Source organism: Lactiplantibacillus dongliensis, assembly GCF_005405105.1.
In the GTDB taxonomy this organism is placed as follows: domain Bacteria; phylum Bacillota; class Bacilli; order Lactobacillales; family Lactobacillaceae; genus Lactiplantibacillus; species Lactiplantibacillus dongliensis.
This window is the reverse complement of record NZ_BJDK01000006.1, coordinates 106421-119366: the sequence shown is the minus strand read 5'-3', so window position 1 is coordinate 119366 and position 12946 is coordinate 106421. Positions and strand designations below refer to the sequence as shown.

Sequence of the window (12946 nt, the reverse complement as noted above, 5' to 3'; positions counted from 1 at the left end):
CTAAATCCAATGAACTATTAGAGAATATCACGCAACGTCTAAGCTGTTAATTGATTGATTATTTATATAATACGAGGAGGCAGTTGCATGCTAGCGTTTGTGGTAGTGAGTCACGGTGACTTTGCCAAAGGGGTCGTGAGCTCTTCATATATGATTTTTGGACCGCAACAAAAAGTGCAGACGGTGACGTTTGACTTAGACGAAGGTCCGGCTGAATTAACGCAAAAGTTAACGGCCGCCGTCGCGACGTTTGATGATAATGACGAAGTGTTGTTCCTCGTTGATCTCTGGGGCGGTTCGCCATTCAATGCGGCTAGTCGGATTGTCGCGGAGCATACTAATCGAATGGGTCTGATTACGGGACTCAATCTGCCAATGCTCATTGAAGCCTATACGGTACGCGATAAGCCAATCAATGAGGTGATTGCGCATTTGGAAGAAACCGGTAAGATTGGTATTAAGCATTTGGAGTTATTAAAAGATAGCGAGGAAGATGAGCTGCTATGACAATGGATGTGCGCTTAGCCCGCATTGATAGCCGCTTATTACATGGTCAGGTGGCGACGGTCTGGACAAAGACGGTTGCGCCAACCCGAATTCTGGTTGTTTCAGATGCGGTAGCACGTGATGAACTACGCAAAGTCTTGATCGTGCAGGCGGCACCGCCGGAAGTCAAGGCTAACGTGATTACGGTGGATAAGATGATTGAAATCTATCATGATCCATTGTTCGACACGATTAAACCGTTGATTCTCACGGATACGCCACAAAATATGGCGCGACTAGTGGCTGGCGGCTTAGACTTTTCAGCAGTGGGGATTAATATCGGTAGTTTGGCTTATTCTGGTGGGATGGTGATGGTGACTAATGCCATTGCAGTTGGTCGACTGGAAGCAGCGGCGTTGTATCAATTACAAGCAGCTGGGTTAAAGGTATTTGCTCAGAAAGTACCGACTGATAAACGCGTTGATGTCATGCCGTTATTGGCGAAGAATGGGTTTAAAGCTTAAATTTTAGAATGATATTGGACGAGTAGCTGAACTTTCGGTTGCTCGTTTTTTTGTGAGTGGTTTGTCTTGTTTTTGATTGGTAGGGGTGTATGCTAGAAAAAATTAGTGTTAGCAAAATAATGATTCGAATTCGTGATAGCGTATTTGATAAATGAGTAGACAAATGCTACTTGTCTATTAAATATAGGATATGGGGTCGTTAGTCATGTCAACGATGATTACACTTTATCACGGTACTACTAATACACGGGCACATGAGATTATCCAAAATGGATTTGATGAAATTAGAATTCCTAGAATTGATCAAGTCATGCTAGGAAAAAGCAAACGACGCCCCGGATCGTTGGGGTATGGATTATATGGTTTTCAAGATGATGCGGGATTAGCGACTAAGTTTATTAACAAGTTCACTCAAAATGGCATGATTGTTCAATTCCAGGTTTGTTTGGGGTTTGCATGTGTGTTAAATTTTGTTGATAGTCTCACAGATATGCAATTATTTAGCCAGTGGCAAGCTGACGATAGACGACAACGGTTATTTAAGGGCTTAAAGCAGCAATATCAAAACAAGGTAAGTCAAGCAGAGTTAGATGGTGCAATGATTGAAATCTATATCGTTGAATTGTTGCGTCATCGGTTGGTTGAACGAATTGATGCCGTTTGTAGTGCAACACATACGGTACTAGCTAATCAGCCGAATTCGCAAAGATTGCCGAAGGGGATTGAATATGCGATTCGTTCAAACAATCGCATTCAAAGAATGACAATTCAGATAGTTAAGCATGGAGGATAATGATGAAATATTTAAAACCAATTGACGAGGTTGCAAAAGAATTGGCGCCATTTACTGATGAAGACCAAGAACGTTATCTCAAGCTTTTAGCCGCATTCGGGTTGCCATTGAATGAAGCTGACCTGAAAGTTGATGATGGTCACTCACAATCCGTTGAGAATTGACAAAGACATAACAATTAAGTGGATAGGAAATATCTAAGGGATGGTTGTTCATTGCTTAGATATTTTTTTGCAATTAGTGGTTTCAAATACGTGTAATGAACGATTTAGTCTAAGGATTTGACTAAAATTAGCCCTCAAACTTTGACCCCACACGTTTTATTGATAAAATTAGAGCATTAGGATATTTATATCGAGGATACCGGGGGTTAAAACAGATGGCAGTCTATACTAAGCTTACCGCCACGGGCCAGTATGTGCCGCAGCGCGTGGTAACAAATGATGAATTAGCCGCAATTATGGAGACCAGTGATGAATGGATTCAGGCGCATACGGGGATTGTGACTCGGCACTATGCGATGAATGATGAAAATACCTCTGACTTAGCAACCCAGGTGGCGCAACAACTGTTGACGAAGAGTGGAGTAGCTGCTAGTGCGATTGATTTAATTATTGTGACGACGATTACACCAGATGCGCTAACGCCCGCCACGGCTTGTTTGGTACAGGCGAATATCGGGGCAGATCAGGCGTTTGCGTTCGATATGAGTGCCGCCTGTGCTGGATTTACGTTCGGCTTGGCTACCGCGGACAAGTTTATTCGGAGCGGCCAGTACCAAAACGTGATGGTGATCAGTGCGGAAGTCAATTCAAAAATGATGGACTTTCAAGATCGGACGGCCGCGGTCTTCTTTGGTGACGGTGCTGGTGGGGCGTTGTTACAAGCGACCACTGATCCGGCTGAAAATAGCATTCTAGCTGAAAAGTTACAAACCCAAGGGAATGCCACCGTCATTCATTCTGGTCGCGTGCAACCAATTACGAAAATTGCGGCTAGCAACTATCCGCAAACTGATGCGTTCTATCAAGCGGGACGGGATGTTTTTCAATTTGCAACTACGGTTGTGCCACAACAGATGCAAGGGTTATTAGCCTCAGCTGGGGTGGCTTCAACTGACTTACAGTACGTGATTTGCCATCAAGCTAATTTGCGGATTATTGAACAAATTGCGACAAAATTAGGCTTACCAATGACGCAGTTCCCCCATAATGTCCAAAAGTTCGGGAATACGTCATCGGCGGGTGTTGCGATGGCGTTAGCGGCTGTTTTTGATGACCTCACTGGGCCAGTCTTGTTGACCGCATTTGGCGGTGGCTTGGCGTATGGGTCCGTGTTGATCAAGAAGTAGGGGGTACGGCATGGAATTAAAAGATTTAGATCGGTTAGTTGAGAAGTATGCGCGGCAAGGTTATCAACAAATCCGGGTTAAAGCTGGTGAGTTAGAGATTGAAGTAACCAAACCGACGACAACACCTGTAGCCAAAGCCCCAACCGCGGCTGCTGATAAAACCGCCGTTACAGACACGACCGTCACTAGTCCCATGGTCGGGGTGGTGCATTTAGCGGCTGAGCTCACGGTCGGACAGGCGGTGACCCAAGGCCAAGAACTTGGTCAGATTGAGAGCATGAAGTTGTTTAATCCGCTGACGGCGCCAACTAACGGGGTGTTGGACGCTATTTTAGTGACGGATCAAGCCACAGTTGAGTATGGTCAGCCTTTATTTAAGTTACGAAAGGATCGGTAGGGATGTTTCACAAGCTGCTTATCGCGAACCGTGGTGAAATTGCGGTGCGCATTATTAAAGCGTGTCGCCAATTACACATTCAAACGGTGGCCGTTTGTTCAACTGTCGACCGTCAAGCTTGGTACACTCAGCTGGCTGATGAAGTGGTGTGTATCGGTCCAGCCGCGGCGACGGGTTCTTATTTAAATGCCGAAGCTATTTTGATGGCGGCGATTAATACGCAGGCAGACGCCATTCATCCCGGATACGGGTTTTTAGCGGAAAATGCTGATTTTGCGGCGATGTGCGCTGAATGTGGGATTACCTGGATTGGCCCACAAGCTGAGCAGATTCGACTGATGGGCGATAAGTCACGGGCGAAGCAGTTTGCTCAGCAACAAGGGGTGCCGGTCTTGGCGGGCCGGTCGATTCAAGGGTTAGCATGGCCACAAATTAAGCAGACCGCACTGCAAATGGGCTTCCCATTAGTGTTAAAGGCCAGTCATGGTGGCGGTGGCAAGGGGATTCGCGTGATTGACGATGTGCATGCGCTACATCAACAATTGCGAGTGGCGCGAGCCGAAGCAGCGGCTGCTTTTCTAAATGACGCGATGTATTTAGAACATTATTTACCCAGTGCCCGGCATATTGAAGTTCAAGTCTTAGGCACCGGGGCGACCGTGCATATCTTAGGCGATCGAGATTGTAGTTTACAGTTACATAAACAAAAGGTTTTGGAAGAAAGTCCCGCTAGCATTTTGACGCCGGCGCAACGGCGTGACTTGTATCAATTATCGCAGCAATTGTTAGCTGAGACTGGTTACCAGAGTTTAGGGACGATTGAATATTTATTTGCTGACGGTCAGTTTTACTTTATGGAAATGAATACGCGGCTACAAGTTGAACACGGGGTGACTGAATTAACGACGGGGATTGATATTGTGGTGGCACAGCTTAAACAAGCAGCCGGCGTGCCGTTACACTTGGCAGCAACCGTTGACCTGATTCCAACTAAGACGGCCATTGAAGCCCGGATTACAGCCGTCTTACCCGTTGAACAAACCCTGATTAAACAATTTAGTTGGCCAGCTACGAGCCGAGTGGATACCGGGTATCGCGCCGGCGACCGCTTTGTGACGATGTATGACGGCTTAATTGCCAAATTAATGGTGACCGGTACGACTCGGGCACAAGCTGTGGCACACTTGCAAACAGCGTTAGCAGCGGTTAAGTTAGTTGGACCGGCGACTAATCTGAACTTTTTGCGGCAGACCGTGGCACGACCAGCTTACGTAGCTGATCAGGTGACCATTCATAGTCTAGCGGCTTGGGAGGCGTCTAATTCATGAGTCATTATCCAAAAAAAGGGCTGTGGACAGCTTGTCCAGCTTGTGGTCGGCATGTGCATGCTGGTCAGTGGGGACCGTGGCAACAGTGTCCGTATTGCCAGCATTGGCAACGGCTGACTGCTGCACAACGGATTCACCAATTGGTTGATCCGGATAGCTTCCAAGCGTTAGCGACCCCTGAACGGCCCAAAAATCAATTAGGTTTTCCCGGCTATACGAAGAAGTTAGCACAAGCCGCCACCATTAGTGGTCTTACGGAAGCGGTGGTGACTGGGACAGCGACGATGGCAACTTGGCCCGTGATGCTGATTGTAATGGATAGCCATTTTATGATGGGAACCTTGAACACGGCCGTGACACGGCGAATCACCACCGCGTTAGAGCAGGCTCAAGTACAACAGTTACCGGTTGTGCTGGTCACGGCTTCGGGCGGGGCCCGGATGCAAGAAGGCGTGTATGCGTTAGTCGGTATGAATCTAGTACTGGCCGCTGTCGTACGATTGGCGGCCGCCAAATTACCGCTAATTACGGTCTTAACTGACCCCACGATGGGCGGTGTCTCGGCTAGCTTTGCCTTTAAAGGTGACCTGGTATTGGCTGAAGCCGGCGCCAAGATTGGCTTTGCCGGGCCACGTGTGATTCAGCAGACGATGCCGGTCACGTTACCACCAGATTTTCAAACTGCTGCGAGTTTATATCAGCAGGGCGCAGTCGATGCGGTCGTGGTGCGACCAGACTTGCGGGATAAATTAACGACTATTTTGGCTGCGTATCAATGTTCGGGGGTGACACCACGTGGATGATCGATTAAGACGACTACGCGCGGCTGATCGCTTGCGGGCGCCACAGGTGATCGAGGCTTTATTACCAACGTTTGTCGCGCAGCATGGTGATCGCTTATTAGGTGACGATGCTGCGTTAACGGCCGGTTTTGGTCGTACGGCTGAAAACTTAGGCTTGGCGGTGTTAGGCATTGATCGCGGGACTGACGTAGCGAGCCGGCGACAAAAAAATGGTGGGGCGGTAACCGTGCCTGGCTACCGCACGGCGTTAAGAGTTGTTCAACATGCAGCGAAGTTCCAGTTACCGGTGGTGAGCTTTATTAATATGCCGGGGGCCGATGCGAGCCCAATTTCGGAACGTTTTAATCAAAGTCAGGCAATTGCTGACTTGATTGCGGCAATGGGACAACTAACGGTGCCAAACGTGGCAGTCTTCTTAGGTGAAGGCCACAGTGGCGGAGCGTTAGCCTTTGCTAATGCCAATCGTCTAATTATGTTAGATGACAGTTTGTTCAATGTTGCGTCACCAGAAGCAGTTGCAGCTATTTTACATGGGCAACAGACCGTTAGCGAGGCGATTGATCTGTTACCGATGACGGCGGCCGATTTACAACAGCGCGGTTTAGTAGATACAGTCATTGACCATCGCCAGGCCGATTTAGTGGCAGTGATCAAGCAACGGATCGTGACGGCGGTTAATGAGCTTCAATCATTATCACCAGTTGAGTTGATTGCCCAACGTGAAGCCAAATTTCAAGCCTTTTTGGCACAGTGGCCGATTAATTAAATCGGGTGTTGAATTTGATTCATTATTTTATTAAATAATAAACGATTAGTGCTAGTTGGATTAGGGTGCCACTCTGATTGGGTCAGCATTGGCTGGAACGTGGTGGCCGCGTTTATGAGCCACAGAGCGGTCTCATAAGCCGGGCTTTGACTAACCCGGAAAATCACCGGCTAAGTCAAACGACACCACTGAGCCGATGCTGACCCGCCCGGCGTTGATTGCTTGATGGGCAATTTAGGCCGTAACTTTAGCCGAGAGGTTGGGTTCTAAAATGCTCAGCCGTGTCGTTGGCCTTAGTGCGAGTGGTTCTCTCGGACTTAGGCCAAGGTCAGTTTTGAAGACGGGGGGTTGGCTTCAAAATGACCCATGGCGTTCCAGCATTTTAGAACCCAACCGGCAGGCGGCTATTTTAATTAGCACATAAATTATTCTGAGCAAACCCAGATCAACCGGGAGCGACAACAACCATCAAAAAAACGCGTTAGTCCAAATCGACTAACGCGTTTTTTAAAGGTTAATTTTCAGTTTGTAAGTTCACTTATTATTGGCCATTACCAGTCGTTGTCGTGGCATCAGCCCCAGAAGTTTGCGTGGTATCAGTGGTTGTACTGTTGGTCATTGACGCATCAGAACTCGATGCGGAACTGCTACCAGTTGAAACGGAGGCTGTTTCAGAATAATCATTAACTGTTAAATCATCAGTCGTTAACTGCAATTGCGTCCGAATTCTCTTAGAAATCTTCAAACGTTCCTTGGCCGAGGCCACTTGGTAAGATAAGTTATCGATCATGGCATCATCGCCTTGCAAGGTATAGGATTTGGCGTGATGGGTCGCATTCTTGTACTTGGTGTCTAAGGCGACCATGTCATTCCAAGTTAAATCAGTCCGCATGTTATTGGACAATTGCTGCGTGATTTTTTCAATGTTGGCAATCGATCCTAATGAGTTAGATTGACTGACCATTGACATAATGACTTGGCGTTGACGTTTTTGCCGGCCATAATCACCTTTAGGATCATCATACCGCATGCGTGAATAATCCAGCGCAGCCGCACCGTTTAGCTTGGTCTTAACACCCTTCTTAACGTTTGCGTGGCCGTACTTAAAGGTTAACTTTGGTGTGACGGTGACGCCGCCCATGGCATTAACGATTTGTTTCAGGCCGCCCATATTGATTAAAACGTAGAAATCAATGGGAATATTTAAGAGTTTTTCCGCTGATTTAACGGCACCACTGGCCCCACCAATCGTATAAGCGGCGTTAATCTTTTCCGCTTGCCCGTCGATGGTCACTAACGTATCCCGGGGAATGCTTGTCAGTGACATGGTTTCCTTTTTCGGATTAATCGTGCAGATAATCATCGTATCCGTCCGTGCCGAAAAGTTTGTCTTGGCACTTCGACCTAGCGCCCCAGTATCGGTTCCTAATAATAGAATCGAAAATGGTTTGTTATTTTTGATCACGGCATCAACGTTCCGTTCTTTGGACGTACCGGTTGCTTGAAAAGTCGTGTTCATGGTATTTTTAGCTGTGTTCCAAGTCTTGAAGCCCCAAGCTGAGGCACCTGCAACGACGAAGGCTAATAAAATCAATAGGGTAATAACCCACGGCCGATGCCGCTTTGGCCGCAAATGTGGGTTCTGTTGCCGGCGACGGCGCTCACGTGGGCCCATTGGTTCTTGATTATTTTCTGACATATCCGTTCCTCGTTATTTCATATTTCCACTAACCTATTCTAAGCCGTTTCTAGCTGTTGCATCGTTTTTTAGGGTTGATTTAAGAAGATTTTAAACTCTTCTGGCGAGGTTAGTGGGCAGTCAACCGCTTTTTTTGACATAATCAAAGAACACTATAAGTAAAATTAGGTCACTAGTCAAACGTTTACAAACTTTTAACGGCTACAAGCGCCTGAAAAACAGTGGTATACTTAAATAATTCTCATTGAATTATTATTTTCGGCTAGGAGGAAATGGGTATGGCCATCTTTTTACATAGTATTCAAGGGGTCGTCATTATTATTGTGATGATTGCGCTGGGCTATTTGTTGGCATCGTGGGGCTGGTTTAGTGAAGATTCCACTAAATTAGTGGCGCGCTTAGTCACACAGATTGCCTTACCAGCGTATATGATTGCGACGATCACCAAAGACTTTACGGCGCAGAAATTACTGGCGACGTTGCCGGGACTGCGTTTTCCGGTTCTCAATATGGCGATCTTATTCGGTTTGTCGTTTGGCGTGATGCGCGCGTTGAACATCAAGAAGACCCATCGTGGGTTGTTTTCGTCGATGTTTTTGAATTCCAACACGGTTTTTATTGGCTTACCAGTCAATGAAGCGTTATTTGGGAATAGCGCGTTGCCATATGTGCTGGTCTATTATATGGCGAACACGACAATTTTTTGGACGTTAGGGGTTTATCTGATTCAACGCGACGGCGTTAGTGCCGCTAAGTTTAATCTGAAGCAAACGTTGTCGAAAATCTTTTCACCGCCATTACTCGGGTTCATGATCGGGGTTGTCCTCGTCTTACTGAAGATTCAACTGCCTGACTTCTTAATGGCAGATTTCAGCTACATCGGTGGGATGACGGTGCCATTATCGATGATCTTCATCGGGATTTCAATGGCCAATGCCGGCTTGCGGAGCATGCGGTTTGACCGGGATAGCATCGGGATTCTGCTCGGCCGTTTTATTTTTGCGCCAGTGCTAATGACCTTAATGCTGATTCCCATGTCCATGCCAGTTGAAATGAAACAAGTTTTCATTTTACAATCTGCCATGCCGGTCATGACGAATGCGCCGGTGGTGTCGAAGCTCTATGGCGCCGATGCGGACTATGCCGCGGTTATGGTGACTGAAACGACGTTATTAAGCTTGATTGTGATTCCAATATTAATGATGATTGTGCAGTCGAACTTAATTCACTAATTTGAAAACGACTTGAAAATGGTGCTATACTAGCCAACGTTAACTATTTAAATTTTTATTAAGAGGGAAGCGAACGATTCGTGAAGAAAGCATATCTTTATATCGCAATCTCAACATTGATGTTCAGTTCAATGGAAATTGCGCTAAAGATGGCCGGTAGTGCCTTTAATCCGATTCAATTAAACTTGATCCGGTTCTTTATTGGAGCCGTGGTCTTACTACCATTTGCTGTGATGGCGTTAAAGCAAGCTGGCCGGAAGTTAGTGGCCGCTGATTGGCGGTTATTTGCGATTACCGGGTTAGTTTGTGTGATTGTCAGCATGTCGTTGTACCAACTGGCGATTACAGTCGATCAAGCGTCAACGGTGGCGGTGCTATTTAGTTGTAATCCCGTCTTTGCGTTGCTCTTTTCATATTTGATTCTCCATGAACGTTTGGGCCGAGCCAACTTGATTTCGGTTGTGATTTCGGTGATTGGGTTATTGATCATTGTTAATCCAGCCCATTTAACGAATGGCTTAGGGCTAGTTTTGGCGATTAGTTCAGCCATTACCTTTGGCTTATACAGTATTATTTCACGTTACGGTTCCGTTAAACGTGGGCTAAACGGGTTGACGATGACTTGTTTCACCTTCTTTGCGGGAGCCTTTGAATTATTGATTTTAGCTTGGCTGACTAAGATTCCCGCCGTTGCCAGTGGTTTAACGGCGATGGGCTTACGGCAATTTGCCGCCATTCCAATCTTGGTTAATGTCAATATGACTTATTTTTGGTTATTATTCTTCATCGGGGTCTGTGTTACCGGTGGTGGGTTTGCCTTTTACTTCTTAGCAATGGAGAAGACCGACGTGTCAACCGCGTCGTTAGTCTTTTTTATCAAGCCAGGGTTAGCCCCAATTTTAGCAGCTATTATTTTACATGAAAAGATTGTCCCAACTACGATCGTTGGGATTATCGTGATTTTAATTGGGTCGGTCGTTACTTTCGTGGGCAATCGCTTCAGAGAACGTGCCAGTACGATGGGACAAGCGACCAAGCAAGCCGAAGTTAAAGCCGTGCATGAGCGCGTGGCCAGTCATTCTAATGCCATTTCGGAGCAAGAAGATTAGTTAGCTAGCGCATCATTAAATATAAAACCGTTTCAAAAGACCCGTAGCCTAAATTGCTAGGGGCCTTTTTTTCGGCGGAGTGCTTGCGTTCACCCCTAAAAATCGCTTATCATAGAGATTATTGAAGGCAACAAGTGGAGAGAGAAAATAATGACAGAATTGGTAATTGTACGACATGGTGAGAGTACAGCGAACCGTGATAATACGTATACCGGCTGGAGTGATGTCCCTTTGACTGATGTTGGAGTCGGGCAAGCCCATCATGCTGGCAAACGATTGCGCGAAGCTGGTATTCAGTTTGGGGCGGTCCATACGTCTGTTTTAAAACGAGCAGTGGTCACGGCGAATATTATTTTGGATGAAATCGATCAATTGTGGTTACCAGAATATAAGACTTGGCGGCTAAATGAGCGGCATTATGGCGCTTTGCGCGGGCAAAACAAAGATGAGACCCGGCAGATTTATGGCAAAGCCCAAGTTCAACAGTGGCGGCGTAGCTTCTATACGGTCCCGCCGTTATTGGCGCCAACTGATTTAAGTCATGATCGGCGTTACATGAAGTATGGGCCGAACGTCGAACCCCGGGGTGAAAGCTTAAAGATGGCGTATGACCGGATCATGCCGTATTGGATTGATGTGATTGCCCCACGACTGTTGGCCGGGGAGAATCAACTGATCGTGGCGCATGGCAGTACGTTGCGCGCGCTGATTAAATACTTGGAACACATTAGTGATACCGGGATTGACGGTGTCGAAGTGGCGAATGGGGTGCCCATTTGTTACGACTTAGATGACCAGTTACGAATTAGAAGTAAAACTGAAATTTAAAGTTGAGAACCCGTTGCATTTGGACGCGGTTCTTTTTTTATTCAGATTGTTTACACTTGTAAATTAAGCAGATATTGTTTACAATTGTAGCCATAATCATGATGAGGATAAGGGGGGCGGACACATGCAATTAAAAAACTGGCTATTAGTGGGCGTTTTGGGGATTGGCCTAACCGGTATGGGTGTTAGCTATTATCAGGGAACCCGTTTTAATCAGCGGTCGATACCAAGACATGCAATGATGGGACGGCAGTCAACGTCGCAGCCTGCCGCGGCATCCCCAACAATTAAAACACCGGCCCGGCCATTAGCGTTGCCCCCGCTGTTAAAGCCGACGCAACAAACGCAACGGCGGGTGGCTTATACGGTGATTGCTCGAACCGGGACGATGGCATTTAGAGCCGGCCAAACGACCAAAACGCTAGGCTATAACGGTAATTACTTAGGCCCAGTGTTACAAGTAAACCGGGGACAGACACTGGCAATTACGACCAAAAATACATTAACGCAAGCAACCAGTTTTCATTGGCATGGCGCCATCTTACCGGGTAACGCTGACGGCGGTCCCCACGAGACAGTGGCGGCCGGAGCGACTAAAAAGGTGGCGTTTAAAGTTCAGCAACCGGCCGCGACGTTATGGTTTCATCCGCATGCAATGGGCAGTACGGCGAAGCAAGTTTATCAAGGCTTAGCCGGCTTGATTTACGTGCGTGATCGGGCTAGCCAACGCCTGCACTTACCACAAACGTATGGTGTTAATGATTTTCCAGTCATCATTCAGGATCGTCAATTTACTAAGCAACATCAATTGGACTATGAACAAGCCTATCAAGCTGATGGGACGCGGGGGTCGACCTTACTAGTGAACGGCACGTTGAATCCCTATTTAAAAGTCACGACTAAGTTAGTTCGGCTCCGATTAGTTAATGGATCGAATGCTCGTAATTATCAGCTAACGCTTAGCAATCACCAAGCGATGCAGCAGATTGCTGACGATGGTGGCTTGCTGTCACGGCCAGTCGCAGTCCAACGCTTGCAGTTGTCCCCCGGTGAACGGGCAGAAGTGGTCATTGATACAGCTAAGTTGAGTCAACCGGTGACGGTGATGAATGGACGACAGGCAGTCTTGCAATTGCGGCCAACAACGGCTAAACGTCAGCTGGGGCGCCTGCCAACTAAACTAGTCACGTTGCCGGCTGCAACCATGCCGAAGCAAGCCCAAAAACGGACCTTAACGTTTAGCGGCATGGGTCGGATGGTGACGATAAATCGGCAAAAATTTGACCCTGACCGAATTGATCTGACGGCGCAACGTGGCCAGCCACAAGTTTGGACGTTGAAAAATTCGAGTGGCATGATGGGCGGGATGAGTCATCCGTTTCATTTACACGGCGTGCAATTTCGAATCTTGAGTGTTAACGGCGCGCGACCAGCGGCTAATGAACGCGGGTGGAAAGATACCGTCGCGTTGCCGCCAGGTGGGGTCGTTAAGATCACGTTTAAGTTCAAAGATCGCGGGATTTATATGTACCATTGTCATAATTTGGAGCATGAGGAACAAGGGATGATGGGGCAGATTAAGGTGAGTTAACGGGACACGAAAACGGCCAGTGCGGTAATCGATAGGGAT

At 47.1% G+C, this 12946-nt stretch carries 14 protein-coding genes; 13 read left to right on the top strand and 1 reads right to left on the bottom strand.

The features are described from left to right. The first annotated feature begins 87 nt into the window (after positions 1–87). The 9 genes from FFM80_RS03445 to accA all read left to right on the top strand — a co-directional run bounded on the left by FFM80_RS03445 (position 88) and on the right by accA (position 6448). The gene (locus tag FFM80_RS03445; RefSeq protein ID WP_137639517.1) at positions 88–507 is read left to right on the top strand and encodes a PTS sugar transporter subunit IIA; all 420 of its coding nucleotides are present in this window, start codon (positions 88–90) and stop codon (positions 505–507) included. Next, positions 504–1010: a PTS sugar transporter subunit IIB gene (locus FFM80_RS03440; RefSeq protein ID WP_137639516.1), complete on the top strand. Its 507-nt coding sequence runs from the start codon at positions 504–506 to the stop codon at positions 1008–1010. Before FFM80_RS03445 ends, FFM80_RS03440 begins: the two co-directional genes overlap by 4 nt. Positions 1011–1215: 205 nt before the next feature. Next, on the top strand, positions 1216–1803 hold the full coding sequence (locus FFM80_RS03435; RefSeq protein ID WP_137639515.1) for a hypothetical protein: 588 nt from the start codon (positions 1216–1218) through the stop codon (positions 1801–1803). Between the two features lie 2 nt (positions 1804–1805). After that, positions 1806–1967, top strand: a complete 162-nt coding sequence (locus tag FFM80_RS03430) for a cyclodeaminase/cyclohydrolase family protein (protein WP_137639514.1) — start codon at positions 1806–1808, stop codon at positions 1965–1967. A gap of 215 nt (positions 1968–2182) precedes the next feature. Next, positions 2183–3154, top strand: a complete 972-nt coding sequence (locus FFM80_RS03425) for a beta-ketoacyl-ACP synthase III (RefSeq protein ID WP_137639513.1) — start codon at positions 2183–2185, stop codon at positions 3152–3154. A gap of 10 nt (positions 3155–3164) precedes the next feature. Next, complete coding sequence (locus tag FFM80_RS03420) at positions 3165–3551, top strand: acetyl-CoA carboxylase biotin carboxyl carrier protein (RefSeq protein WP_137639512.1); 387 nt, start codon at positions 3165–3167, stop codon at positions 3549–3551. Positions 3552–3553: 2 nt separating this feature from the next. Then, entirely contained in the window at positions 3554–4879 is a 1326-nt protein-coding gene (locus FFM80_RS03415) for an acetyl-CoA carboxylase biotin carboxylase subunit (protein WP_137639511.1), read from the top strand. Then, positions 4876–5682: an acetyl-CoA carboxylase carboxyltransferase subunit beta gene (locus FFM80_RS03410; RefSeq protein WP_137639510.1), complete on the top strand. Its 807-nt coding sequence runs from the start codon at positions 4876–4878 to the stop codon at positions 5680–5682. The genes FFM80_RS03415 and FFM80_RS03410 overlap by 4 nt, the downstream gene beginning before the upstream one ends. After that, positions 5675–6448, top strand: coding sequence for a carboxyltransferase subunit alpha (accA, locus tag FFM80_RS03405; RefSeq protein ID WP_137639509.1), 774 nt, complete (start codon positions 5675–5677; stop codon positions 6446–6448). Before FFM80_RS03410 ends, accA begins: the two co-directional genes overlap by 8 nt. A gap of 541 nt (positions 6449–6989) precedes the next feature. Here the strand turns inward: accA and FFM80_RS03400 are convergent. After that, complete coding sequence (locus tag FFM80_RS03400) at positions 6990–8147, bottom strand: LCP family protein (protein WP_137639508.1); 1158 nt, start codon at positions 8145–8147, stop codon at positions 6990–6992. A gap of 278 nt (positions 8148–8425) precedes the next feature. Here FFM80_RS03400 and FFM80_RS03395 point away from each other — a divergent pair, with 278 nt between their 5' ends. The 4 genes from FFM80_RS03395 to FFM80_RS03380 all read left to right on the top strand — a co-directional run bounded on the left by FFM80_RS03395 (position 8426) and on the right by FFM80_RS03380 (position 12907). Then, positions 8426–9379: an AEC family transporter gene (locus FFM80_RS03395; RefSeq protein ID WP_171001022.1), complete on the top strand. Its 954-nt coding sequence runs from the start codon at positions 8426–8428 to the stop codon at positions 9377–9379. An 80-nt stretch (positions 9380–9459) separates the two neighbouring features. Then, a complete protein-coding gene (locus FFM80_RS03390; protein WP_137639506.1) occupies positions 9460–10488 on the top strand; it encodes a DMT family transporter in 1029 nt (342 codons plus the stop codon). Between the two features lie 150 nt (positions 10489–10638). Then, positions 10639–11316 (top strand): 2,3-bisphosphoglycerate-dependent phosphoglycerate mutase, encoded by a 678-nt coding sequence (locus tag FFM80_RS03385; protein ID WP_137639505.1) that lies wholly within the window; start codon positions 10639–10641, stop codon positions 11314–11316. 124 nt (positions 11317–11440) lie between these two features. Continuing rightward, positions 11441–12907 carry a multicopper oxidase family protein gene (locus FFM80_RS03380; protein WP_137639504.1) on the top strand — a complete coding sequence of 489 codons (1467 nt, stop codon included), beginning with the start codon at positions 11441–11443 and terminating at the stop codon, positions 12905–12907. Positions 12908–12946: the final 39 nt, after the last annotated feature.

What these genes read in the sequence shown, in the direction of transcription:
- FFM80_RS03445 (WP_137639517.1), top strand. Translation starts at nt 88, where the DNA reads ATGCTAGCGTTTGTGGTAGTGAGTCACGGTGACTTTGCCAAAGGGGTC.
- FFM80_RS03440 (WP_137639516.1), top strand. Translation starts at nt 504, where the DNA reads ATGACAATGGATGTGCGCTTAGCCCGCATTGATAGCCGCTTATTACAT.
- FFM80_RS03435 (WP_137639515.1), top strand. Translation starts at nt 1,216, where the DNA reads ATGTCAACGATGATTACACTTTATCACGGTACTACTAATACACGGGCA.
- FFM80_RS03430 (WP_137639514.1), top strand. Translation starts at nt 1,806, where the DNA reads ATGAAATATTTAAAACCAATTGACGAGGTTGCAAAAGAATTGGCGCCA.
- FFM80_RS03425 (WP_137639513.1), top strand. Translation starts at nt 2,183, where the DNA reads ATGGCAGTCTATACTAAGCTTACCGCCACGGGCCAGTATGTGCCGCAG.
- FFM80_RS03420 (WP_137639512.1), top strand. Translation starts at nt 3,165, where the DNA reads ATGGAATTAAAAGATTTAGATCGGTTAGTTGAGAAGTATGCGCGGCAA.
- FFM80_RS03415 (WP_137639511.1), top strand. Translation starts at nt 3,554, where the DNA reads ATGTTTCACAAGCTGCTTATCGCGAACCGTGGTGAAATTGCGGTGCGC.
- FFM80_RS03410 (WP_137639510.1), top strand. Translation starts at nt 4,876, where the DNA reads ATGAGTCATTATCCAAAAAAAGGGCTGTGGACAGCTTGTCCAGCTTGT.
- FFM80_RS03400 (WP_137639508.1), bottom strand. Translation starts at nt 8,147, where the DNA reads ATGTCAGAAAATAATCAAGAACCAATGGGCCCACGTGAGCGCCGTCGC.
- FFM80_RS03395 (WP_171001022.1), top strand. Translation starts at nt 8,426, where the DNA reads ATGGCCATCTTTTTACATAGTATTCAAGGGGTCGTCATTATTATTGTG.
- FFM80_RS03385 (WP_137639505.1), top strand. Translation starts at nt 10,639, where the DNA reads ATGACAGAATTGGTAATTGTACGACATGGTGAGAGTACAGCGAACCGT.
- FFM80_RS03380 (WP_137639504.1), top strand. Translation starts at nt 11,441, where the DNA reads ATGCAATTAAAAAACTGGCTATTAGTGGGCGTTTTGGGGATTGGCCTA.